This window comes from Azospirillum sp. UENF 211521, assembly GCF_058780535.1.
This window is the reverse complement of sequence record NZ_JBSNCF010000005.1, coordinates 268,590-290,122: the sequence shown is the minus strand read 5'-3', so window position 1 is coordinate 290,122 and position 21,533 is coordinate 268,590. Positions and strand designations below refer to the sequence as shown.

Here is a 21,533-nt window from a genome sequence, read left to right as displayed (position 1 = left end):
GCCTCTCCCTGTTCGTGTTTGCCCTGTTCATGTTCGGCGGGGCATGCCCCGGTCTTCCCGCTGGGGCATGCGTTGCGGACGTCAGCGCAGCGCGTTCATCTCCCGCTGGTCGATCCCGAGCCGGTCGGCCAGCCAGTCCGCCATCTTCTCCTGGCCGATCGTCGGGTTGTCGTGCTGGCAATGCTCGGCGCCCGTCTCTTCGACGCTGACCATTTCAAGCGTGACGTCGACGCCGTGCGCCTTGGCGTACTCGTAGACCTGGGTGGCCTGCCGGACGCTCAGCACGTCGCTGCCGCCGTGGCAGATCAGGTAGGGGCAGCGGATCTTGTCGATGTGGCCTTCGAGCTTGAAGTCGCGGCCCTTTTCGAAGGCCTCCCGCATGGAGGAGGCGCCGAAGACCCATTTGATGTGGTCGGCGAGCCCGTGGCCCTCGTTGGCCTCGCCCCACAGCTCGTTCACGTCCCACACGGCGCCGTGCGAGATCACCGCCGCGATGCGGTGCTCGTAGGAGGCGGCGCGGGCCGCGTAGAAGCCGCCCAGGCTGGAGCCGCAGACCGCGATGCGGTCGCGGTCGATGTCGTCGCGCGTGTACAGATAATCGATCATGGCGCCGACCGGCACCTCGTAGTCGGCCCGGTTCGGGATGCCGTGGCGGCGCAACGTGCCGCCCTGGCCCGGTCCGTCGATCATCAGGACCGACATGCCGCGCTGGACCGGCGCCCGCGCGCTCATGAACCACATCTCGTCCTTGATGCTGTCCAGCCCGCCGAAGGCGATCAGGACCGGCTGCTTCTCGACGCGCACCGGGCTGCGGACGAAGTAGCCGTACATCTGGCCACCCTCGTAGGGGATCGTGACCTCCTCCATCCGCGGGTTGAGCCAGCGCCCCCACTTCTTGGAGCAGTTCTCCATCCGGGTGAAGGTCTCCAGACGGCGGGGGTCCGCCGCGTCGAGCCAGAACTCCGCCTGCCGGAAGTAATCGGCAGCCCGCAGCCAGCAGGCCTTCGCCGTCTCGATGTGCCCCTTCGCCTCCTCCTCGTCGCCGCGCCGGTCGTTCCGGTCGGCGATGTGCAGCCACTCCTTGTGCCAGCTTTCCTTGTCGCCGGGGATCATCCGGCTGGCGGCCTGGAAGCATTCGCTGATGGCGCCGCCGCCTTCCTGGGTTTCACCCAAGGCCCGGCGGAACTGATAGGCCATCCAGGGATGATCCGGCCAATGATGCCATCCGTAGGGCTGGTAATGCGGGTCGCGTCGGTCGGTGATCGCGTTGATCAGTTTCTGCTCTGCCACCACGGTCCCTGTCTCCCTCGAACGATGTTGGTTGGCTGCCGCGGCGCATTTCTTGGTGCACTGACTGCTGCCGGGTATGACCAAACAGTACGGAGGGGTGGAACCTCTGTCAAGTAACTTGAATAGCGTTCTATGAGCTTACCTGCGCCTCCCGTTTCGGGAGCCAGCCTCAGAAGCTGGGAGGCGTGTTGAGCCACAGCACGCGCGTCGGCTCCGCGCCGCTGTTGCGGTAGCTGTGCGGGTGTTCGGAGCGGAAGCAGAAGGAATCGCCCACGCGCAGCACATAGATCCGGCCGGCGACGGACAGTTCGAGCTCACCCTCCAGGATGTAGCCGAACTCCTCCCCTTCGTGCTCCAGGTCGCCCTCGCTGCCGCCGCCCGGCTTGATGTGATGGATGTTTCCCTGAAGCAGATGGCCGTCGGAATAGGGGATGAGGCGCTCCAGCGTCAGCCCGGTCCCGCGGCGGAGCTGGTCGGTCTGGATCATCGTGCGGCTGCCGGCGCGCGCCACGATGTGGGCCGGGTCGTCCACCTGCGCGAACAATTCCCCCACGGTCATGCTGAGGCCCCTGGCCAGCCGCTGGATCATGTTCAGCGACGGGTTGGCCCGGCCGTTCTCGATCTTCGAGAGCAGGGACTCCGAACACCCGACCTCGTCCGCCAATTGCTTCAGCGTGAGTCCCTTCAGCATCCGGGTGTGCCGGATCTTCACGCCGATGCGCGCTTCGCTTGGCGTCGTGTCCGCAGACGGTTTGGTGGCACCGCTCATCACCGTATCCTCGACAAGTTCGTTCCAGCGTATGTTATCACATGACAGTGACTTGAACAGCGTTCACGACACGCATGTCGGTCCGAGGGTCGGCACGCGCCCGTCGCGACACCGGAAGCGCGTTGCAACACGACCGTCGCGGGGCCGTCATCAAGCTGTCGCGAACTTCCGTCATCAAAAGGTCAGAGCCAACCGTTCGGACTGGATATGACCGTGAGAACACCGCACGCCGCCGCTCCGGCCGTAGCCGCGAAGCCGTCCCGGCTCGAAGTCCGTCTGGCCGCCGGCTCCGGCGAGATCGACGCCGCGCAGGCGCTGCGCTACCGCGTTTTCCACGACGAGATGGGCGCGGCGCTGACCGGCGGCGTTCCCGGCCGCGACGTCGACGCGTTCGACGCGGCCTGCGACCACCTCGTGATCCTCGACCACGAGGCCGCGCCCGGCGGCGCGGTGGTCGGCACCTACCGGCTGATGCGCCGGTCCATGGCCGAGCGCTGCGGCGGCTTCTACACCGCCACCGAGTTCGACATCGCGCCGCTTCTGGCCCACCCCGGCGAATTGCTGGAGCTGGGGCGGTCCTGCGTCGATCCGGCCTACCGCACCGGCGCCACCATGCAGCTGCTGTGGCAGGGCATCTCCGCCTACATCCTCCGCCACGATGTGGCGCTGATGTTCGGTTGCGCCAGCCTGCCGGGCACCGACCTCGACGCCCTGGCGCCGGCGCTCGCCTACCTGCACCGCAACCATCTGGCGCCGCAGGCCCTGCGGGCCCGCGCCCTGCCCGACCGTCGCGTGGACCTCGATCCGCTGTCGGTGCGCGCCGCATCCGGCGACGAGGTGGCGGCGCGCTTCGAGCCGCGCGCCGGCGCAGCCGGATTGCCGCCGCTTCTCAAGGGCTATCTGCGGGTCGGCGGCTTCATCGGCGACGGCGCCGTGGTCGATCACGCCTTCAACACCACGGACGTCTGCCTGATCGTGCCGATGGACGCGCTGTCAGGCAAGTACGCCCGCCATTTCCTGCACCGCGTCGGCTGAGGAAGCCGGCCGAATTCCGCCTCCGTTTCCCCGTCATCAGGTCCGTACTTTATTCTGGGCGAACCAAGCTTATCCGACTGGCCGGGTAACGGGGACCACGTCCATACCGGAGGGATGGTTCCAGCGGCGCCAATGTGCGCTTCTCTCATCAATGTGCGTCGAGTGACGTCCAGCCGCCGATATGGGCGTAAACGGAATCCCGCAGTTGCGCGATCTCGCGGTTGAGCTTTGCCAATGCGGCGGGTGACTCCCCGGAGGCGTGAAGCAATGTATCGCCCAGGCAACCGGCCTTGGAGCGCAGAGCCGCTCCCTTGGCCGTCAGCGACACGATCACCTGCCTTTCGTTGGTCGGGTTGCGCGTGCGATGGATCAGCTCCGCAGCCTCCAGGCGTTTGAGCAGAGGCGTCAGCGTGCTGGATTCAAGGGCAAGCTGCTGGGCGATGCTCCCCACCGTCTGCCCGTCTTCCCGCCACAGAATGTTGAGCACGAGATACTGCGGATAGGTGAGACCAAGGGCGTCCAGCAACGGTTTGTAGGCCCGCTGGATGGCGATACCGGCCGAGTAGATCGCGAAGCAGAGCTGCTCCTCCAATGGCACCGGCGGGTTGTTCTCATCCGACATAGGCTGGCTCCCTTCGCAACGCATCATCCAAAAATATATATCGCGATAAATTTCTCTGGACAAGGCAGCTCTTCGGCGATACAAACAGTTATCGCGATAACAATTATCGCCATTGAGCGGAGGCAAACATGAAAAACACGCTTCAGTCCCTGATCCTGGCCGCTTCGGTCGTCACGCTGCCGCTGTCGGTGTCGCAGGCGCAGACGATCAGCCATTCCGCCGATCAGGCGGCCGTTAAGAACATCGTCCTCGTTCATGGCGCCTTTGCCGACGGATCGGGATGGCGGAAGGTCTATGAGGATCTGACCACCCGTGGCTACCGGGTCACGATCGTCCAGAATCCGCTCACCTCTTTCGACGACGATGTGGCGGCCACACGGCGCGCGCTCGATAGGCAGGATGGTCCCGCCATTCTGGTCGGCCACAGCTGGGGCGGCACGGTCATCACCGAAGCCGGCGTCCATCCGACGGTGCGTGGGCTGGTCTATGTGTCGGCCCTGTCGCCCGACGCCGGCGAGACCACGGCTCAGCAATATGGCGGCTACACGACACCGCCCGAGTTCGTCATCGAGACGAGCAAGGACGGCTTCGGCTTCATCAAGCCCGACAATTTCGCCGCCGGCTTCGCGGCGGATGCGACGAAGGCCGATGCCGATTTCCTGAAGGCGTCGCAGGTTCCGATCAATATGGCGAGCTTCAGCGTGAAGCTCCAGCATGCCGCCTGGCGGACCAAGCCCAGCTGGGCGGTGATCGCGACGGAGGACAAGGCGTTCGATCAGCGGATGCTCCAGGACATGGCGAAACGCATCGGTGCGAAGGTCACGAACGTCCCGGCCAGCCATGCCGTCTACTTCACGCAGTCGGACGTCGTCGCAAAGGTGATCGACGAAGCGGCCCAACAGTCGGGCGCGGCGTCGCCCTGATCCCCGGTCTCGTCAGACCACGCTCCCCGCTCACTGAAAGGTCCATGACATGAGCGAACCCACGTCCGAAGGCTCCGAGGAGTTCAACAGACGCGTCCGTGACAATCAGACGCAAAGACTCGCCAACCTCAAGTCTGCCTACGACTTCATCGTTTGTGGCGCCGGCGCATCGGGATCCGTGATCGCGCGCCGCTTGGCCGACAACGCCGACTGCTCCGTGCTTCTCATCGAGGCGGGGGGCGGCGACGAGGATGAGGCGGTGCTGAATCCGGCATTGTGGCCCACGAATCTCGGCAGTCGGCGCGACTGGGGATTCCAGGCCGAGCCGAACCCGCATCTGGACGGCCGCGCGCTTCCCATGTCGATGGGCAAGGGGCTCGGCGGCGGGTCGAGCATCAATGTCATGGTCTGGGCGAGGGGCCATCGCACCGACTGGGATTATTTCGCGCAACAATCCGGCGATGCCGGCTGGGGCTATGAGGCGGTTCTCGGCATCTACCGACGCATCGAGAACTGGCAGGGCGCGCCGGACCCGCAGTATCGCGGCGATTCCGGGCCGGTGTGGGTGCAGCCCCCGCAGGACCCGAGCCCGATCGCCGGCGCTCTGCTCGACGCGGCCGAGTCCCTCGGCATCCCGCGCTACGACAGCCCCAACGGCCGGATGATGGAAAGCGCGGGGGGTGCGGCCCACACCGACATGCTCGTGCGGGACGGACGGCGCAACTCGCTCTACCGCGCCTATGTCCATCCTGTGGCCGACCGACCGAACCTCACGATCCTGACAGACACGCTCGTGCGCCGCGTGCTCCTCGACGGGACGACGGCAACCGGTGTCGAGGTCGAACGGGGCGGCGCGATCCGGTCGTTCATGGCGGGTTCGGAGGTCATCCTGTCCGCCGGCGCCATCAACACGCCCAAGCTGCTCATGCTGTCCGGAATCGGCGACCGGAGCCAGCTCGACCGGCACGGCATTCCGATGGTGGGTTATCTGCCCGGCGTCGGCCGCGGCCTGCAGGATCATGTGTCGTTCGGCTGCACCTGGGAGTATCGGGAGCCGATCGCTCCACGCGCCAGCGGGAGCGAGGCGACCCTCTACTGGAAGAGCCGTCCCGACCTGGAGGCCCCGGACCTTCTGTTCTGCCAGGTCGAGTTCCCCGTTCCCAGCGAGCGCACGGCGGTGCGCGGCGTCCCCGATCATGGCTGGACGATGTTCGCAGGGTTGGCGCAGCCCCACAGTCGTGGCGAGGTGCGGCTGCGGTCGGCGGACCCGGCCGCAGCACCTCTGGTCGATCCCAACATGCTGTCCGATCCACGGGACCTGGAGACGGCACGCGCCTGCGTGCGGCTGTGCCGCGAGATCGGAAACGCTGCGGCTTTCGCCCCCCATGTCCGGCGCGAGGCCATCCCCGGGGTGGGAGCGGCGATCGACGATCAATTCCTCCGCGACGCGGCGGTGACCTATTGGCACCAATGCGGGACGGCTCGGATGGGCGTGGATGACCTGTCGGTCGTTGACGCGTCATTGGCGGTTCACGGCATCGACCGGCTGCGCGTCGCCGACGGCTCGATCCTCCCGAGGGTCACGACGGGCAACACGCAAGCGCCATGCGCGATCGTGGGCGAGCGCGCGGCGGACATCGTGCAGCGGCGGCACCGGTTGTAGACGTCTGTCATCAACTCCCGCGCCAGACGTTGCTTGCTAAGCGTCCAACCGGTCGAGGGGTGGCCGACACACCGTGGACCGGTTTCAGTCGAAAATCACTGTCGTGCAATGAGTCCAGCTCGGCCAGACCGGCAAGATCGTGGTGCCGGAGCGTCACATCGCCGTCGGCATCCCAGGGGGGCTCCGGCACCACGTCGGCATGAAGGACAGCACGGTCAGCGTCGCGATCAACAAGAACGAGAAAAACCCCCCGATCCTCCAGGTCGCCGACCTGTTCAAGGCGGGGCCGGAGTTGCAGCAGGCGCTGTGACGCCGGCGCGGCACAGGTCCGCCAGCGCCCGGAACCCGGCGGCGAAGGTGTTCCGGCCGACCTGCTCGCGCAGCGTGGGCAGGTCCTCGGGCCGGCAGTCGAAGTCGGCCCACCATTCGCCGAAGGTCCGGTTTCCCTCCGTCACCTCGGTCAGGCGGAAGGTCGCGACGTAGTCGGTGAGCGGCAGCGGGGATTCGAGAATCGTGTAGGTGTAGGAGCGCTCGCGATCGCTGAAGGACACCAGCTGTTCGCGCAGCCGGCCGCCGGGCTTAAGCCCGAAGTTGCGGACGCAGCCGACCGTGTCGCTGCGCAGCCCGTCCTCGATGTGGCTGTCCGCGATGATGGGATGCCAGGCGTGATGGCCGTTGAAATCCCGCGCCTTGCCCCAGACCTGCCCGACGGGCGCGTCGATGACGGCGCTGACATAGACCCGTGCCATGCGTTCCCCCCTTCAGCGTTGCTTGGTGATGGCCTTGAAACGGCGCGTCTGCTCGGTCAGCGCGGTTTCCGTGGGCAGGCGTTCCATGCTGGACGCCCCGTAGAAGCCGTGACAGACGGTGCACGCGCCGAGAACGAAGGAGGCGTCCTCCGGCGTGGCGATCGGGCCGCCGTGGCACAGCACGATCACGTCCTTGCGCACCCGCAGGGCCGCCTCCGCCCAGGCGTCGATCTTCGGGACGCAATCCTTCAGCGACAGCGCCGTTTCCGCCCCGATGCTGCCGCCGGTGGTCAGGCCGAGGTGGCAGACGATGACGTCGGCCCCGGCCTCGGCCATCGCAACCGCCTCCCCTTCCGAGAAGACGTAGGGCGTGGTCAGCAGGTCCAGCCCATGGGCGGCGCGGATCATGTCCACCTCCAGCCCGTAGCCCATGCCGGTCTCCTCCAGGTTGGCCCGGAAGACGCCGTCGATCAGCCCGACGGTCGGGAAGTTCTGCACGCCGGAGAAGCCCAGATCGGCCAGCCGCCGCAGGAACTGGTCCTGAATCATGAAGGGATCGGTGCCGTTGACGCCGGCCAGCACCGGGGTGTGCCGGACCACCGGCAGCACCTCGCGCGCCATGTCGACGACGATCTCGTTGGCGTTGCCGTAGGCGAGCAGCCCGGCCAGCGAGCCGCGCCCGGCCATGCGGTAGCGGCCGGAGTTGTAGATGACGATCAGGTCGATCCCGCCCGCCTCCTCGCATTTGGCGGACAGCCCGGTCCCGGCGCCGCCGCCGACGATGGGTTCGCCGCGGGCCATCATGCCGCGGAACCGGTCGAGGATTTGTTGGCGGAGAATGCGGGGCATCGTCGAAGGCTCCTTATGGCGTCGTGCCGTGGCCGGCCGCGGCGATGTCCCGGAAGGCCCGGACGAGCGCGGCGGCGAAGGCGGGGTCGTTGATGTTGTGGGGAAGGCGGATCAGCCGGCGCGCGTCCGTCTGCTCGACGGTGCGCTCCAGCGCGTCGAACAGCGCGGCGTCCGCCTCGGGATCGTGGAAGGGCTGGCCCGGCGCGTCGAGCACCGAGACGCCCCCTTCGGGGATGAGGAAGCGCACCGGCCCGGTGAAGGCGTTCAGCTTGCGGCCGATCCAGGCGCCCATCGCCCGGTTTTCCTCCGCCGTGGTGCGCATCAGCGTGACCTGCGGGTTGTGCACGTAGAACAGCCGGTCGCGGTAGCGGTCGGGCACGGTGTCGCGCGGGCCGAAATTCACCATGTCCAGCGCGCCGCAGGACCCGACATAGGGGATGCCGGCCCGCGCGATGGCGTCCAGCCGCTCCTCCCCGGCGCTGAAGACGCCGCCCATCAGCAGGTCGCAGACCTCGGTGGTCGTCACGTCCAGCACGCCCGCCAGCAGGCCCGAGGCGACGAGCTTCTCCATCGCCCGCCCGCCGGTGCCTGTGGCGTGGAAGACCAGGCAGTCGTAGGCGGGGTCGAGCGCCTGGGACAGCTGCGTGACGCAGGGCGTCGTCACGCCGAACATGGTGAGGCCCAGCGCCGGCTTGGCGTCCGTCTCGGGAATCGCGCGCGCCACCATGCCGGCCATGGCGTGGGCGGCGTTGCCCAGCACACGGCGCGAAATCCGGTTCAGCCCGGCGACGTCGGTGACCGAGGCCATCATGCAGAGGTCCGTCTCGCCGACGTAGGACGCGACGTTGCCCGACGCGACCGTGGACACGATCAACTTGGGCGTCCCCACGGGAAGCGTCCGCATGCCCGGCGCGGTGATCGCCGTGCCGCCGGAACCGCCCAGCCCGATCATGCCGGCGACGTCGGTGCGCCGCTCGACGAAGCGCCGGAACGCGTCGGCCATGCGCGACACGGCCAGCCCGCGGTCGTCGGTGCCCAGCACCGCTTCCGCCCCGTCGGGGTGGCAGGAGGCGACGTCCCGCGCCGAGACATCGGCCGGGACGGCCGGCGGGCGGGTGCCCACATCGACCGTCACCGTGCGCAGCCCCTCCGCCGCGATCAGCCCCCGCACATAGTCCAACTCGATTCCCTTGGTGTCGTAGCAGCCGACAACATAGACCGTCGCCGCGCCGTGCTCCGCATCCGCCATGGCCGGGCCTCCTCCCTTCGTCTTTTCCGGAAGTGTAGGCCGCCCGCCGAGGGTGCCAACCGGAGCGTTGCAGCAGAGCGGGTAATATTGGGTATAATGGTTGGCATGACCCATTACCGGACTCAGTTGCTGGATGATCTGCGGCGGGCCTGCGCGGGCCGGCACACGCTGCTGGTCGGCGCCGCCATCGGCACCGGCCTCGCCGCCCGCGCGGCGGCGCGCGGCGGCGCCGACTTCCTGCTGGCGCTGGCCGCAGGACGCTTTCGCACCATGGGGGCGTCGTCCATCGCCACCATGCTGGCGCTGCGCGACAGCAACGCCCTCGTCACCGAGTTCGCCTGCTCGGAGATCGTCGACGCGACGCCGATCCCGGTCTTCTTCGGCGCCTGCGCCTGGGGCCTCGCGGAGGAGGAGTTTGCCCCTTTCATGGAGCGGCTGAGCGGCTGGGGCTTCGCCGGGGTGGTGAATTTCCCGACCGTGTCGCATGTCGATGGACGCTTCCGCGAGGCGCTGGAGCGCACCGGCCTGGGCTTCGCGCGCGAGGTCCGCCTGCTGGAGGCGGCGCGGGCGGCCGGGCTGGCGACCGTCGGCTATTTCCGCCGCCGGGAGGAGGCGCTGGCGCTCGCCCGGGCGGGGGTGGACGTTTACTGCTTCAACATCGGCTGGAACGCCGGCGGCGCCGTGGGCGTGCCCAGCGGGGAGTCGGTGCTGCAGGTCGGCAACCGCGCCCGCGGCCACATCAAGGCGATCCGCACCGCCAACCCCGGCGCGCTCTGCGTGATCGAGGGCGGGCCGATCACCACCCCGCAGGAGATGCACGAGGCCTGCCGCGAGGCGCGCGCCGACGGCTACATCGGCGGCTCGACCATCGACCGCCTGCCCTCGGAAAGCTCGATGGAGGAGATGACCGCCGCCTTCAAGCTGGTCTCCACCCTGCAGCGGCGCATCGACCGGCTGGAGCGCCGCCTCGACCAGACCGGCCAGGGGATGGGGCTGGTCGGCCGCACCGACGCGCTGGTGGAGGCGCGGGCGCGGCTGGAGCATCTCGGCGCCGACGGCGGGCCGGTGTGGGTCGCCGGGCCGGACGGCAGCGGTCGGTCGCTGGTGGCCACACTGCTGCACGGGCGCGGGCCGCAGCGCCAACGCCCGCCGATGACCGTCGATGCCCGCCATCTGGACGGCGGGTGGCTGTTCGGAGCGGAGCCGGTAGAGGGCGGACGCCGCCGCCTCGGTTGGGTCGAGGCCGCCAACGGGACGACGCTGGTGATCGAGAACGCGGAGAGCTTGCCTTCCGGCACGCAGGCCGAACTTGCCGACTTCCTGGAGCGCGGCAGCTTCCGCCGCCAAGGCGGCCAGGACAACCTGCGCTCCAACGCGCGGATCATCCTGATCGGGACGGCGGGTCTGGAGGCCGCGGCCGGCGCCGGGACGCTCGTGCCCGACCTGGCCCGCCGCCTCGCCCGCCGCGGCATCGACCTGCCGCCGCTGAGCGAGCGGCTGGACGACATTCCGCTGCTGGTCGAGCATTTCGCGGCGGCGCTGCGCCCGTCGGCGGGTCCCGTGCGCCTGTCGCCGCGGGCGTTCCGGCTGCTCATCGCCCATGACTGGCCGGGCAACCTCCGCGAACTGCGCGCCGTGGTCGAGCAGGCGCTGGACGACGGCGGCGACGTCATCGAGGCGGAAGCCCTGCCAGTTCTGGACGGCAAGCGCACGGGCCGCCCACGCCCCGACGCGCCCGGAGACCGGTCGCCCAAACAGTCGGAGCGGGACTGGATTCTCGACGGCCTGCGGCGGCACCGTTTCCGCCGGGGGAGACGGCCCGCTTCCTCGGCCTGTCGCGCAAGACGCTCTACAACAAGATGCGGCACTACGGCCTGTTGGAGTGACCGGCGCCGGGCGGAAGCACCAGCCCGTCGGCCGCCCGCCTCATGACATCATGATGGTCTTCGAAGCCGGCCGCTCGATAGAGGAGGACGGGACCGCCGCCCTCTCCGCGCAGGTCGGCGGCGACCGCGGCGGCGTTCGCGACCGCCTCGGCGTCGCGTGACGGATCGCCGGTCGCGGCGCCCGGATGCACGACGAGGCGTCCCGCCCCCACCGCCCTCAGGCGATGGCCGATGTCCGCGTCGGCGGCGAAACCGGTGACGGCGAATCCCGCACGGGCGGCCTGCTCCAGGAACGACACCTCCCGCTCCGCGCCGAGCCCGACGCCGCGCAGCGTCTCGCCGGTTTCCCCGTCGAACAGCGCGGTGGTGGGGAAGTTGGCGACCGCGCGCACCCCGAACCGGTGCAGGGTCTTCAGGAACGGACCCACCGGCCGGAAGGGGTCGACCGCCAGCACGCCGACGCACACGCCCTCCGGCGCGCCGTCCGGCAATTCGGCCAAGGCGGCGAGCAGCCGCCCGTTGCTGTCCTGGACGGGAAGCAGGGCCAGATACTCGGCGCGGTCCACCGGATGCCCGCCGAAGGCCGGGCAAAACAGCCGCTCATCGGACGTTTCCGCCGAGGGACGGAGCGCAGAAACGATTTGTACGTCGAACCGACCGTTTTTCCCCATTTTACCCATGCCCCGGATCACGCGCCGTTGTGGAATCGACCATGGGGCGGGACGGTATGGCAACGGGTTTCGGTGAAGGCTCGCCGGGACGACGCAAAACTGGGAGGAAGCGATGAAGCGTCAGTTGGGCACCGCGCTGCTGTCCGGGACCGCGCTGCTGCTCGCCACCATGCTGCCGGCGGCGGCGCAGCAGGGTGCGAAGATCTCGAACGACGTCGTCCGGATCGGGGTCATCACCGACCTGTCCGGGGCCTTCTCCGACCAGAGCGGCCGCGGCTCCATCGCCGCCGCGCAGATGGCGGTGGAGGATTTCGGCGGCAAGGTGCTGGGCAAGCCCGTCGAGGTTCTGACGGCGGACCACCAGAACAAGGTGGATGTCGGGTCGGCCATCGTGCGCGAGTGGATCGACGCGCAGAACGTCGATCTCATCCAGGACGTGGCGAACTCCGGTCTGGCGCTGGCGGTGGCGGACATCGTCCGCGACAAGAACCGCGTCGCCATCTTCAACGGCCCGTCCGTCACCCGCCTGACCGGCGACAAATGCACGCCCAACACCATCCACTACGCCTACGACGCCTACGCGCTGGCCAAGGGCACCGGGGCGCAGACCATCAAGCAGGGCGGCGACACCTGGTACTTCCTCACGGTCGATTTCGCCTTCGGCCACGGGCTGGAGGAGAACACGGCGAAGATCGTGCAGGAGAACGGCGGCAAGGTCCTGGGCGCGGTGCGCTTTCCGCTGAACAATCTCGATTTCGCCTCCTACGTGACGCAGGCGCAGGCGTCCGGGGCCAAGATCGTCGGCCTCGCCACCACCGGGATGGACGCGCGCAACGCCATCAAGGCCGCCTCCGAATTCGGTCTGACCCAGAGCGGGCAGCAGCTCGCCGGTCTCCTGCTGTTCGACACCGACGTCCACGCCCTCGGGCTGGAGGCGACGCAGGGGATGTACCTGACCACCGCCTTCTACTGGGACCGCGACGACGAGACCCGCGCCTTCTCCCGGCGCTTCCACGAGCGGGTGAAGATCATGCCGAACATGGGGCAGGCCGGCGTCTATTCCTCGACGCTCGCCTACCTCAAGGCCATCGAGGCCGCCGGCACCGACGAGGCCGGTCCGGTCATGGAAAAGCTGAAGAGCATGCGGATCAACGACGTGTTCGTGAAGGACGGCTGGGTGCGCGAGGACGGCCGCTTCATGCGCGAGATGTACCTGATGCAGGTGAAGAAGCCTTCGGAGTCCAAGTACCCCTGGGACTACTACACCCTGCGCGCCACGATCCCCGCGGAGGAGGCCTTCCGGCCGCTGTCGCAGAGCGATTGCCCCCTCGTGAAGAAATGATGGCGGTGGCATAGGCCCCCGTTCAGGATGGTGATGCCGCTCCATGCCCCCGCGTTGTGAACCGCTGGGGTCGGAGCGAGGCGCGTTCCTCCTCGGTCGCTGTGGACTTCCGCGGCGTCGAGGCGGACGCGTGCCCGCGTGTTGGCCGGGGCTGCCTTCGGCGGTGTCGCCCGGCACCGCGATCGCGCGGCGGGAAAACGTCGTGTGATCGGGAGCCGCAGCGAAAATCGAAGCCCGCGGTGATCCTGCTTGTTCCTGCACAACGATCCCCAACCAGCCGACCGGCACTGTCGCTTCCGATACCGCTCATGAGCATGCGGCCTCGGTTGGAGACACCATCATGCCCAAAGATCTGCAAACCTTCGTTCAAGAGCCCTGGAAAGCCGTCACCGCCCTGAAGCGGGGCATCGTCGGCACCGCCAAGACGGCAATCCGTTGATGGCCCCCTCCATGATCCGTCCGAACCGCCGCGCCGCGCTGGCGGGGCTCGCCGCCCTGCTGACCCTTCCCGCCCTCCACCGCCCCGCCGCAGCCGCCACGGCCCCCCTCCCGCAACTGACCTTGTGGGGGCCTCCGGCGGGGCCGTCGATCACGCTGGTCCATGCCATCGCCTCCGGCCTGCTCCGCCCGGTCGCCGACAAGGTGGTGTTCAAGGCGTGGCGCACCCCCGACGAACTGCGCGCCGGCCTGACCTCCGGCACCATGCAGACCTTCGTGCTGCCGACCCAGTCCGCCGCCAACCTGTTCAACAAAGGGCTCGGCGTCCGGCTGGTCAACGTGATGACCAACGGGCTGCTCTATCTGCTGTCGGCCGATCCGTCGCTGACTTCGGTGGCCGCGCTGAAGGGCCGGAGCGTCGCGATCCCCTTCCGCAACGACACGCCGGAATACGTGTTCCGGCGCCTCCTGGCGGCGGAGCGGCTGACCGCCGACGGCGATGTCGCCCTTCAATTCACCGGCACGCCGATGGAGGCGATCCAGCTTCTCGTCACCGGACGGGCCGACACCGCCCTGCTGCCCGAGCCGGCGGCCTCCGCCGCCATCTTGCGCGCCGGGATGGCTGGAAAGACGGTGACCCGGGTCCTCGACATCCAGCAAGCCTGGGGCGCCGCCACCGGGTTGGCGACCGTGCTGCCGCAGGCCGGCCTCGGCGTCTCCGGCGCCTTCCTGGCGGAGCATCCCGCCGCCGTCGAGGCGCTGCACGACGCGCTGGTCAAGGCGACCGCTGCGGTCAACGCCGACCCGGCGCGGGCCGCCAACGACGCCGCGGCGCCGCTCGGCCTGCCCTGGCCGGTCATCGAGCAGGCCATCCCCCATTCCAATCTGGTCGCCCAGCGCGCCAGCGCCGTCCGCGAACCGATGGAGGCCGTCTTCCGCGCCCTGGCGGCGTTCGACCCCAAGATCATCGGCGGCGCGCTGCCGGCGGCGGACTTCTATCTGTGAGGCGCGGCATGACGACGATGCACGCCGACGCGATCCTCGACCGGCTGGGCCGGGTTGGGCAATTCCTGTGGTCGGGCTGGGCCGGGCTGGCCGGGCTGGCCCTGTTCGCCGCCCTTTGGCAGGCGGGGCATGAGCGCTACGGCGACTTCATCCTGCCGGCCCCGCTGGCGACCCTGGCCGCCGGCCTGACCATTGCCGGCGATCCCGCCGCCTGGGAGCTGGCCGGACAGACCACGCTGCGCGCGGTCGAGGGCTTCGCTCTGGCCGCCCTGGCCGGTGCGGCGGGCGGGCTGGCCGCCGGCTACTCGCCGGCGACGATGCGGTTGGCCCGCCCCATCCTGACCGTCCTGCTGGGGGTGCCGCCCATCGCCTGGATCGTTCTGGCGATGATCTGGTTCGGCTCCACCGACGGAACGATCATCACGACGGTTCTCGTCGCCGCGACCCCGGTGGTCTTCGTCGGCGTGGCCGAGGGCGCCGTCACCCGCGACCGCGGGCTGGACGACATGGCCCGCGCCTTCGGCGCCGGCCCGCTCGCCCGGCTGACCACGCTCGGGCTGCGCCACGTCGCCGCCTTCCTGTTCCCGGCGCTGACCGTGGCGCTGGGGTCGGCCTTCAAGGTGGCGGTGATGGCCGAGCTTCTCGCCAACACCGGCGGCATCGGCGGCGCGCTGGCCGCCGCCCGCGCCAACCTCGACGTGGCCGAGGCGCTGGCCTGGGTGCTGATCGCGGTGGCCGGGCTGATCGTCGTCGAACACACGCTGGTCCACCCCATCCGGTCCGAGTTCGAACGCTGGCGCAACGCCGCGCGCCCCTGGGGCGTCAAGCGCTGACCGCCAGACGCTGACTGGCAGGGCCGGCGCCAGCGGGGAAAAAATCGACCGTGCACGCTGCTTTTCCGCCTCGAACTTGACCGCGGACAAACAGCCCGCCCGAAAGGCCGATAAAATGCGAACGACAATCATTTGCATTTAAGTCCGAGCCATCGGCTTCTTCGGGGAAACGAGCACCATGACGACACGGGGACAGGCCGGCCAAGCGGCGTTCCGAACCGCGCGAGCGGACACCGCCACCCGCGCTCCCATCCTTCTGGCCGGATTGGCCCTGGCCTCCCTGGGCGCCGCGGCCTCGCCGCCGGCCCACGCGCAGTCGGCGGCGCCGGGGGCCGCCGTCGTGCTCTCCCCGGTCATGGTCGAGGGACAGGCCGACAGCGCCGAGGCGACCGCCCGCCGCCGTCTGGAGGCGATCCCCGGCGGCACCGCCCTGGTGGCGGAGGAGGATCTGGCCGGCAAGGCAAACGTCACGGTGTCCGACGCGCTGTCCGGGGTGCCCGGCGTGGTGGTGCAGAACTTCTTCGGCGGCAACGACCAGCCGCGCATCCAGATCCGCGGCTCCGGGCTCCAGCAGAATCCGGTGGAGCGCGGCATCCTGGCCCTGCAGAATGGCCTGCCGCTGAACCGGGCCGACGGCTCCTACATCGTCGGGCTGGCCAACCCGCGCCAGGCGGAATTCACCGAGATCTACCGCGGCTACACCGCCAACCGGCTGGGCGCCAGCATGCTGGGCGGGGCGATCAACTTCATCTCCCCCACCGGCTCCTCCGCGCCGGGCTACCGGCTGGGCGTCGAGGGCGGCAGCTTCGGCCAGTTCAACACCAGCCTGCAGGCCGGCGGCAGCGCCGGGAATCTCGACGGGCTGGTCCAGGTCCAGCGCAGCCAGCGCGACGGCTACCGCGACTACAACAGCTCCGAACGCACCGGCTTCGACGCCAATGTGGGCGGCGTGCTGTCCGACACCGTCACCACCCGCTTCTTCGCCGGCTACACCGACCTGTCCTTCGACGTGGCCGGCCCGCTGACCCGCCAGCTTCTGGAATCGAACCCCAAGGCGGTCTACACCGGCCCCCGCGTGGTCAACGGCGTCGCCACCAATCCGGGACCGAACGTCGTCCGCGACCGGCCCGAGCGCGAAGCCAGGCAGTTCCGCGTCGGCAACCGGACGACGGCGACCTTCGGGGCGCACCTGCTGGACGTGGCGCTGGGCTACACCCACACCGACGACACGTTCCGCTTCCCGATCTCCTCGGGCATCCGCAAGACCGAGGGCGGCGACGTCACCGCCGTCGCGCGCTACGCCTACAGCCCCGACGCGAGCCAGCCCCTGCCGCTGTTCGAGACGACCCTGCGCTACGTCGTCGGCTCGGCGGACCGCGAGGACTACCTGAACAACGCCGGCAGCCGCGGCGCCCTGTTCGGCCGCAGCACGATGGACGCCTCCACCCTGGCGCTCCACGGCGGCCTGAACCTGCCGCTGGGCAACGCGGTCACCCTGTCCCCGGCCCTCACCGTCACCCACGCCACGCGCGAGAACGACGACACCTTCGGCGCGGCGCGGCGACCGACCATCGCTTTCAACCCGGCCAACCCGCGGGTGGCGCTGCCCGCCGGTTCGATCCCCGCCGGCGACACCAGCTACGACCGCAGCTACACCGGGTTCAGCCCCAGCCTCGGCCTGACCTGGAAGCCGCTGGAGGACCACACCCTCTACGCCGCGGTCAGCCGCAGCTTCGAGCCGCCGACCCACGACGACCTGATCGCCACCGTCAACGGCACACCGAACAGCAGCGCGGGGCGTCCGAACCCGGCCCAGCCCGGCCTCGTCTCCACCGCCTACCGCACCCCGGACCTCAAGGCGCAGACGGCGACCACCGTCGAGGCCGGTTGGCGCGGCCGCTTCGGGGTCGTCGCGGTCGATGCCGGGACCTATTACTCCTGGGTCAAGAACGAGTTGCTGAGCCTGCGCGACGCCACCGGGGCCTCGCTCGGCGCGGTGAACGCCGACCGGACGCGGCATTTCGGCGTCGATCTCGGGCTGTCGGCCTTCCTCACCGAGCGGCTGAGCGGGCGGATCGCCTACACCTTCCAGGACTTCCGGTTCCAGGACGATCCGGTGCGCGGCGACAACCGTCTGGCCGGCGCGCCGCGCCACGTCATCAACGCCTCGGCGCGCTACGACATCACCGGCGCGTGGTCGGTGGGGGCGGAGGTGGACTGGTATCCCGGCAAGACCCCCGTGGACAACATGAACAGCGTCCACACCGACGGCTACGCCACCGTCGATCTGCGCAGCACCTACGCCATCAACGAGCGTGTCAGCGTCTATGGCGAGGCGCGCAACATCTTCGATGCGACCTACGCCTCCTCGACCCTGATCGTCGATCAGGCGTCGCCGACCCAGGCGGTCTATCTGCCGGGCGATGGGCGGGCCTTCTACGCCGGCCTGAAGGTCAGCTTCTGACACCCGATCCTTGAAAGGCACTCCGCCATGACCCGGGAAACGACGGGCACCACCCCCTCCCTGACGCTGTCCGGCATCGGCCACGCCTATCTCGGCCGCACGGTGCTCGACGCCGTGGACCTGTCGCTGGCGGCCGGGGAGGTGGCGGCACTCATCGGCCCCTCGGGCTGCGGCAAGAGCACGCTGGCGCACATCGCCGCCGGGGTGGTCGAGCCGTCGCGGGGCCGCGTCGCGCGGCGCTACCGCCGCCACGGCATGGTGTTCCAGGACCCGCGCCTGCTGCCCTGGGCAACGGCGCGGGCCAACATCGCCTACCCGTTGCGCCTGCTCGGCCTGCCCCGCCGCGAACGGCGGGAGCGGGCGGAGGAGGCCGCGCGTCGCGTGGCGCTCGACCGCGCCGACCTCGACAAGTACCCCGTCGAGCTGTCGGGCGGCATGCGCCAACGCGCCGCCATCGCGCGGGCGCTGGCGATCGACCCCGACTTCGTCTACTTCGACGAGCCCTTCACCGCGCTCGACGTCGCCCTGAAGCGCCGCATGCAGGATCTGGTGATCGAGGCGGCGCGCGGGGCGCGGTTCGGCGCCCTGTTCATCACCCACGACCTGATGGAGGCGGTGCGCATCGCCCACCGCGTCGTGGTCATGGACGCGCAGGGGCGCGGCATCGCCGGGACGCGCGCCGTTCCCGGCGAACCGGGCGGGCGCGACGACGGCACCGTCTACCGGCTGGTCGCCGGATTCCTGACCGACGACCCGCTGTTCCGCCACATCCACGACATCGACGAAAGGCGGACGCCATGACGGACGCGATCCGAACCGCCCATGCACCGACCCTCGCCGGCATCCTCGGCGACGAGGGGCTGCGGCTGTTCTTCCCGCTGTCGGCCCTGCACGCCGCGCTGTGGCCGGTGCTGTGGGCGGTGGTCAACGGCTTCGCCCTGCCCTTCGACGGCACGATCCCGCCGGGGCTGTGGCACGCGCACGAGATGCTGTTCGGCTCCTTCGGCGCGGCGGTGATCGGCTTCATCACCACCGCCATCCCGGAATGGACCGACAGCCGGCGGCTTCAGGGGCGCGCCCTCTTCGCGCTGGCGGTGCTGTGGGGGATCGGGCGGGTCGCCGGTCTGGCCGGCACCGACGGGGCGGCCGTCGTCGCCGCGGTGGCCGACACGGCGTGGCTCGCCGCCCTGCCCGTCTACGTCGCGGCGGTGTCCTGGCGCAAGCGCACGGGCCGGCTGATCGGCGTTCTCCTCTGGCTGAGCGCGCTCGCGATGTCCGGTGCCGTGGTCCACGCCGCCTTCGTTCTCGGTGACGTGGAACGGGCGCAGGCCGGGCTGCACGCCGCCGGTCTGGTGCTGCTCGGGCTCCTGGGTCTCGTTCTGGCGCGCATTACGGTGCCCGTCACGAATCTCGTGCTCGACCCCAGCCAGGGCAGTTCACCCTACCGGCCTCATCCGGGACGCCTCAATCTGGCGCCCGGTCTGGTCGCCATCGCCCTGGCCGGGGAGATCGCCGGGCTGTCGCCCGCGGTGAGCGCCTATCTCTTCATCGCCGCCGGGGCCGCCTTCCTCGACCGGGTCGCGGAATCCTTCATCGGACGCGCCGTCTTCCGCGCGGAGATCCTGGCCCTGGCCGGGTCGAGCCTGATGGCGGGCGCCGGGCTGCTGCTGGTCGGGGCTTCCCGGCTGGGGGCTGGGTTCGCCGAGACGCCGGCGCTGCATCTGGCGCTGATGGGCGGGCTGGGCCTCGGCGTGCTGGCGGTCTTCGCCATCGCCGGGCTGTTCCACACCGGCCGGACCTTCCCCCTTCCAGCGGCGGCGCGTCTGGCCGTTGCGCTGCTGACCGGGGCCGTGGCCCTGCGGGTCTTGCCGGAGCTGGGCGTCCTGCCGGCGCCGCCCGGACCGCCCCACGCGCTGGCGGCTCTGCTCTGGGCGGCGGCCTTCCTGCTCTGGCTCAAGGTCTATTGGCCCTTCCTGTCGCGGCCCCGCGTGGAGGAGGCCGCCGTGTGCTGATCCCGCGGCGAGGCAGGCGAAACCCGATGACCCCCCCCTCCCCCTCCAAAGCCGGCGGCGGCCCCTTCCTCCTCTTCGGAGCGCTCCACGCCGCGGCGCTGGCCGCCGTCTGGGTGCCGTGGTTTCTCGGCCTCATCAGCCCGGAGATGGCGCTCTCACCCTCCTCCTGGCACGCGCACGAGTTTCTGTTCGGCGTCGTGCCGGCCGTCATCGGTGGCGTTCTGCTGACGGCGGCGCCGAGCCGGACCGGTCATCCGCCTCCAGCCGGCTGGCCGCTGATCATGCTGCTGGCTGTCTGGATCGTCGGGCGGCTGGGCTTGGTCGGATCGGCGGCGCTGGAGCCAATGACCGTCGCGCTGCTCGCCCTGCTGTTCCCGGTCGCCCTCCTCGCTGTGGCCGGACGGGAGTTTCTTCTGACGAGAAACGGCCGCAACCTGACGATCCTCGCCGTCCTTGCCGTCCTGGTCGGCGCGCAGGGCCTGTTCCATTGGGAGCTGTGGCGCTTCGGACGAAGCATCCAAGGCACGCGCCTCGCGGTGGCGGCGCTTCTGGCCTGGACCGTGCTGGAAGCCGGGATCATGCCGGGCATCGCCGGAGGCTGGCGGAAGGCGCACAGCCCCTCCCATCCGCAAGCTCCCTCCTCCCGCATCGACGGGGTGGCGATGGGGCTCGGGCTGCTTGCCCTCGGGATCTGGATCGTTCAGGACGAGGGCATTTTGAACGAACACCTGTCCGGCGCCCTGCTGCTGGCCGCCGGATTCGCGCAGGCGGCGCGGCTCGCACGGTGGCGACCGCGTCACGCGCCGTCCGGGCGATCCGTGGGTGTGCTGCGTGTTTCCTGCGCCTTCATCCCGGCCGGGTTCCTGCTGGAGGCCTGGGCCTCGCTGGGCGGTGGTACGGCCCTCAACGCCGCGGCGCTCCACGCCTGGACCATGGGCGCCATTGGCGGCATGGCGCTGACGGTGATGGCGCGGACCGCCGCCGGTCACAGCGGGCCTGCGCCCACCGCCTCCCGGCTGACGACCGGCATCCAGCTCGCCGTGGCGGCGGCGGCCTGCGCGCGGATCGCCGCCGCGCTCGACCCGCAGCGCACGATGCTGCTGATTCCGCTGGCGGGTGCCTTGTGGATCGCCGCCTTCCTGACATTCGTGCTGCTTCATGGCCGGATATCGGACCGCTGGTCATCCGGCGATGCCAATCGCCATAATCACGCGCCGACATGAAGAGCTTTCACTCCCCTCTTTATGGAGGCTGACGGCTGCAACCTTCGCGTCCTGTGGAGCTGTGCCGGTCCATTCATCCATCGGTGCGCTGGGAACGGAGACGGTCATTCCAGGGGCAAGGACAGGCGGGGCCGGCGGAGCAGCAGCAGGCCGAGGCCAAGCTGGACCTGTCGAACCGCCAGCTTGCCCGCGCATCGGCGCCGGCCGCATCAACCTCGGCAACCATCAACCCGTCGCTCCGAAGAACCCTTGTCTTTCGCCCCTTCCTGACCGGCGAGCATGCGACGCACGTCCAGGGCGACGGCAATCAGCATCAGGGCGGCCGTGCCGACGACACCGGTGAAGGCTTGATCGAAGGCCACCCGGGCCACGCCGATCACCTGCTCGGCCTGGAATGGTACCAGTCCTTCCGATAGAGCAAGGGCCTCATCAATGCTGTCGCGCGCCTCGGGAGCGACTGCAATCCCGGGCGGCACGAGCATGGCCCGTGTGTAAAGCAGCGACATCAGG

The 21,533-nt window shown here is 69.7% G+C and carries 20 protein-coding genes and 1 pseudogene; 13 read left to right on the top strand and 8 right to left on the bottom strand.

Translation table 11 applies throughout. The features are described 5' to 3' along the window. Nucleotides 1-81 precede the first annotated feature (81 nt). Together ACWPN5_RS30510 and ACWPN5_RS30505 are read right to left on the bottom strand one after the other, a co-directional pair. The gene (locus ACWPN5_RS30510) at nt 82-1,290 is read right to left on the bottom strand and encodes an alpha/beta hydrolase family protein (RefSeq protein WP_200478021.1); all 1,209 of its coding nucleotides are present in this window, start codon (nt 1,288-1,290) and stop codon (nt 82-84) included. Nucleotides 1,291-1,459: 169 nt separating this feature from the next. Continuing rightward, a complete protein-coding gene (locus ACWPN5_RS30505) occupies nt 1,460-2,059 on the bottom strand; it encodes a cupin domain-containing protein (RefSeq protein WP_145684018.1) in 600 nt (199 codons plus the stop codon). A gap of 207 nt (nt 2,060-2,266) precedes the next feature. On the opposite strand from ACWPN5_RS30505, the gene ACWPN5_RS30500 reads away from it, so the two are divergent. Next, on the top strand, nt 2,267-3,094 hold the full coding sequence (locus tag ACWPN5_RS30500) for a GNAT family N-acetyltransferase (protein WP_145684020.1): 828 nt from the start codon (nt 2,267-2,269) through the stop codon (nt 3,092-3,094). A 148-nt stretch (nt 3,095-3,242) separates the two neighbouring features. Here ACWPN5_RS30500 and ACWPN5_RS30495 read toward each other — a convergent pair whose 3' ends face one another. Beyond that, the gene (locus tag ACWPN5_RS30495) at nt 3,243-3,716 is read right to left on the bottom strand and encodes a MarR family winged helix-turn-helix transcriptional regulator (RefSeq protein WP_145684022.1); all 474 of its coding nucleotides are present in this window, start codon (nt 3,714-3,716) and stop codon (nt 3,243-3,245) included. A gap of 128 nt (nt 3,717-3,844) precedes the next feature. Here ACWPN5_RS30495 and ACWPN5_RS30490 point away from each other — a divergent pair, with 128 nt between their 5' ends. The 3 genes from ACWPN5_RS30490 (at nt 3,845) to ACWPN5_RS30480 (ending at nt 6,612) form a co-directional block, all read left to right on the top strand. Then, the gene (locus ACWPN5_RS30490; protein WP_145684024.1) at nt 3,845-4,639 is read left to right on the top strand and encodes an alpha/beta fold hydrolase; all 795 of its coding nucleotides are present in this window, start codon (nt 3,845-3,847) and stop codon (nt 4,637-4,639) included. Nucleotides 4,640-4,688: 49 nt separating this feature from the next. Next, nucleotides 4,689-6,302, top strand: coding sequence for a GMC family oxidoreductase (locus tag ACWPN5_RS30485; protein WP_492299286.1), 1,614 nt, complete (start codon nt 4,689-4,691; stop codon nt 6,300-6,302). A gap of 142 nt (nt 6,303-6,444) precedes the next feature. Next, the gene (locus tag ACWPN5_RS30480) at nt 6,445-6,612 is read left to right on the top strand and encodes a hypothetical protein (protein ID WP_492299284.1); all 168 of its coding nucleotides are present in this window, start codon (nt 6,445-6,447) and stop codon (nt 6,610-6,612) included. Here ACWPN5_RS30480 and ACWPN5_RS30475 read toward each other — a convergent pair. From ACWPN5_RS30475 to ACWPN5_RS30465, 3 genes are read right to left on the bottom strand one after another with little or no spacing between them, the layout of a single operon-like run. After that, entirely contained in the window at nt 6,578-7,051 is a 474-nt protein-coding gene (locus ACWPN5_RS30475) for an SRPBCC family protein (protein WP_492299282.1), read from the bottom strand. The genes ACWPN5_RS30480 and ACWPN5_RS30475 overlap by 35 nt on opposite strands. A 12-nt stretch (nt 7,052-7,063) precedes the next feature. Continuing rightward, nucleotides 7,064-7,900 (bottom strand): phosphoenolpyruvate hydrolase family protein, encoded by an 837-nt coding sequence (locus tag ACWPN5_RS30470; RefSeq protein ID WP_200478016.1) that lies wholly within the window; start codon nt 7,898-7,900, stop codon nt 7,064-7,066. Nucleotides 7,901-7,913: 13 nt separating this feature from the next. Beyond that, entirely contained in the window at nt 7,914-9,149 is a 1,236-nt protein-coding gene (locus tag ACWPN5_RS30465) for a Tm-1-like ATP-binding domain-containing protein (RefSeq protein WP_492299281.1), read from the bottom strand. 96 nt (nt 9,150-9,245) lie between these two features. On the opposite strand from ACWPN5_RS30465, the pseudogene ACWPN5_RS30460 reads away from it, so the two are divergent. Together ACWPN5_RS30460 and ACWPN5_RS30455 are read left to right on the top strand one after the other, a co-directional pair. Continuing rightward, nucleotides 9,246-10,829: pseudogene (locus ACWPN5_RS30460) on the top strand (phosphoenolpyruvate hydrolase family protein); the annotation flags it as partial. Next, nucleotides 10,754-11,035: a helix-turn-helix domain-containing protein gene (locus ACWPN5_RS30455; protein ID WP_492299459.1), complete on the top strand. Its 282-nt coding sequence runs from the start codon at nt 10,754-10,756 to the stop codon at nt 11,033-11,035. The pseudogene ACWPN5_RS30460 and the gene ACWPN5_RS30455, both read left to right, overlap by 76 nt. Here ACWPN5_RS30455 and ACWPN5_RS30450 read toward each other — a convergent pair. After that, nucleotides 11,017-11,601 carry a phosphoenolpyruvate hydrolase family protein gene (locus ACWPN5_RS30450; RefSeq protein ID WP_186466082.1) on the bottom strand — a complete coding sequence of 195 codons (585 nt, stop codon included), beginning with the start codon at nt 11,599-11,601 and terminating at the stop codon, nt 11,017-11,019. The two genes, ACWPN5_RS30455 and ACWPN5_RS30450, sit on opposite strands and share 19 nt — an antisense overlap. Before the next feature lie 217 nt (nt 11,602-11,818). Here ACWPN5_RS30450 and ACWPN5_RS30445 point away from each other — a divergent pair, with 217 nt between their 5' ends. From ACWPN5_RS30445 to ACWPN5_RS30415, 7 genes are all read left to right on the top strand, one after another. After that, nucleotides 11,819-13,048, top strand: a complete 1,230-nt coding sequence (locus ACWPN5_RS30445) for an ABC transporter substrate-binding protein (RefSeq protein ID WP_247888811.1) — start codon at nt 11,819-11,821, stop codon at nt 13,046-13,048. A gap of 450 nt (nt 13,049-13,498) precedes the next feature. Continuing rightward, nucleotides 13,499-14,491, top strand: a complete 993-nt coding sequence (locus ACWPN5_RS30440; RefSeq protein ID WP_492299279.1) for an ABC transporter substrate-binding protein — start codon at nt 13,499-13,501, stop codon at nt 14,489-14,491. Between the two features lie 8 nt (nt 14,492-14,499). Continuing rightward, nucleotides 14,500-15,324: an ABC transporter permease gene (locus tag ACWPN5_RS30435; protein WP_492299278.1), complete on the top strand. Its 825-nt coding sequence runs from the start codon at nt 14,500-14,502 to the stop codon at nt 15,322-15,324. 178 nt (nt 15,325-15,502) lie between these two features. Continuing rightward, the gene (locus ACWPN5_RS30430) at nt 15,503-17,788 is read left to right on the top strand and encodes a TonB-dependent receptor family protein (protein ID WP_492299276.1); all 2,286 of its coding nucleotides are present in this window, start codon (nt 15,503-15,505) and stop codon (nt 17,786-17,788) included. Between the two features lie 27 nt (nt 17,789-17,815). After that, complete coding sequence (locus ACWPN5_RS30425) at nt 17,816-18,589, top strand: ABC transporter ATP-binding protein (RefSeq protein WP_492299275.1); 774 nt, start codon at nt 17,816-17,818, stop codon at nt 18,587-18,589. Further along, a complete protein-coding gene (locus tag ACWPN5_RS30420; protein WP_492299274.1) occupies nt 18,586-19,800 on the top strand; it encodes an NnrS family protein in 1,215 nt (404 codons plus the stop codon). Before ACWPN5_RS30425 ends, ACWPN5_RS30420 begins: the two co-directional genes overlap by 4 nt. Before the next feature lie 26 nt (nt 19,801-19,826). Next, a complete protein-coding gene (locus ACWPN5_RS30415) occupies nt 19,827-21,023 on the top strand; it encodes an NnrS family protein (protein ID WP_492299272.1) in 1,197 nt (398 codons plus the stop codon). 209 nt (nt 21,024-21,232) lie between these two features. On the opposite strand, the gene ACWPN5_RS30410 is transcribed toward ACWPN5_RS30415, so the two are convergent. Next, nucleotides 21,233-21,529 carry a hypothetical protein gene (locus ACWPN5_RS30410; protein ID WP_211101663.1) on the bottom strand — a complete coding sequence of 99 codons (297 nt, stop codon included), beginning with the start codon at nt 21,527-21,529 and terminating at the stop codon, nt 21,233-21,235. Nucleotides 21,530-21,533 lie beyond the last annotated feature (4 nt).

Excerpts from the sequence above, each read along its gene's own strand:
- ACWPN5_RS30435 (WP_492299278.1), top strand. The coding sequence starts at position 14,500 with ATGACGACGATGCACGCCGACGCGATCCTCGACCGGCTGGGCCGGGTT.
- ACWPN5_RS30475 (WP_492299282.1), bottom strand. The coding sequence starts at position 7,051 with ATGGCACGGGTCTATGTCAGCGCCGTCATCGACGCGCCCGTCGGGCAG.
- ACWPN5_RS30425 (WP_492299275.1), top strand. The coding sequence starts at position 17,816 with ATGACCCGGGAAACGACGGGCACCACCCCCTCCCTGACGCTGTCCGGC.
- ACWPN5_RS30410 (WP_211101663.1), bottom strand. The coding sequence starts at position 21,529 with ATGTCGCTGCTTTACACACGGGCCATGCTCGTGCCGCCCGGGATTGCA.
- ACWPN5_RS30465 (WP_492299281.1), bottom strand. The coding sequence starts at position 9,149 with ATGGCGGATGCGGAGCACGGCGCGGCGACGGTCTATGTTGTCGGCTGC.
- ACWPN5_RS30430 (WP_492299276.1), top strand. The coding sequence starts at position 15,503 with ATGACGACACGGGGACAGGCCGGCCAAGCGGCGTTCCGAACCGCGCGA.
- ACWPN5_RS30490 (WP_145684024.1), top strand. The coding sequence starts at position 3,845 with ATGAAAAACACGCTTCAGTCCCTGATCCTGGCCGCTTCGGTCGTCACG.
- ACWPN5_RS30470 (WP_200478016.1), bottom strand. The coding sequence starts at position 7,900 with ATGCCCCGCATTCTCCGCCAACAAATCCTCGACCGGTTCCGCGGCATG.
- ACWPN5_RS30495 (WP_145684022.1), bottom strand. The coding sequence starts at position 3,716 with ATGTCGGATGAGAACAACCCGCCGGTGCCATTGGAGGAGCAGCTCTGC.
- ACWPN5_RS30505 (WP_145684018.1), bottom strand. The coding sequence starts at position 2,059 with ATGAGCGGTGCCACCAAACCGTCTGCGGACACGACGCCAAGCGAAGCG.
- ACWPN5_RS30500 (WP_145684020.1), top strand. The coding sequence starts at position 2,267 with ATGACCGTGAGAACACCGCACGCCGCCGCTCCGGCCGTAGCCGCGAAG.
- ACWPN5_RS30445 (WP_247888811.1), top strand. The coding sequence starts at position 11,819 with ATGAAGCGTCAGTTGGGCACCGCGCTGCTGTCCGGGACCGCGCTGCTG.
- ACWPN5_RS30420 (WP_492299274.1), top strand. The coding sequence starts at position 18,586 with ATGACGGACGCGATCCGAACCGCCCATGCACCGACCCTCGCCGGCATC.
- ACWPN5_RS30485 (WP_492299286.1), top strand. The coding sequence starts at position 4,689 with ATGAGCGAACCCACGTCCGAAGGCTCCGAGGAGTTCAACAGACGCGTC.
- ACWPN5_RS30415 (WP_492299272.1), top strand. The coding sequence starts at position 19,827 with ATGACCCCCCCCTCCCCCTCCAAAGCCGGCGGCGGCCCCTTCCTCCTC.
- ACWPN5_RS30440 (WP_492299279.1), top strand. The coding sequence starts at position 13,499 with ATGATCCGTCCGAACCGCCGCGCCGCGCTGGCGGGGCTCGCCGCCCTG.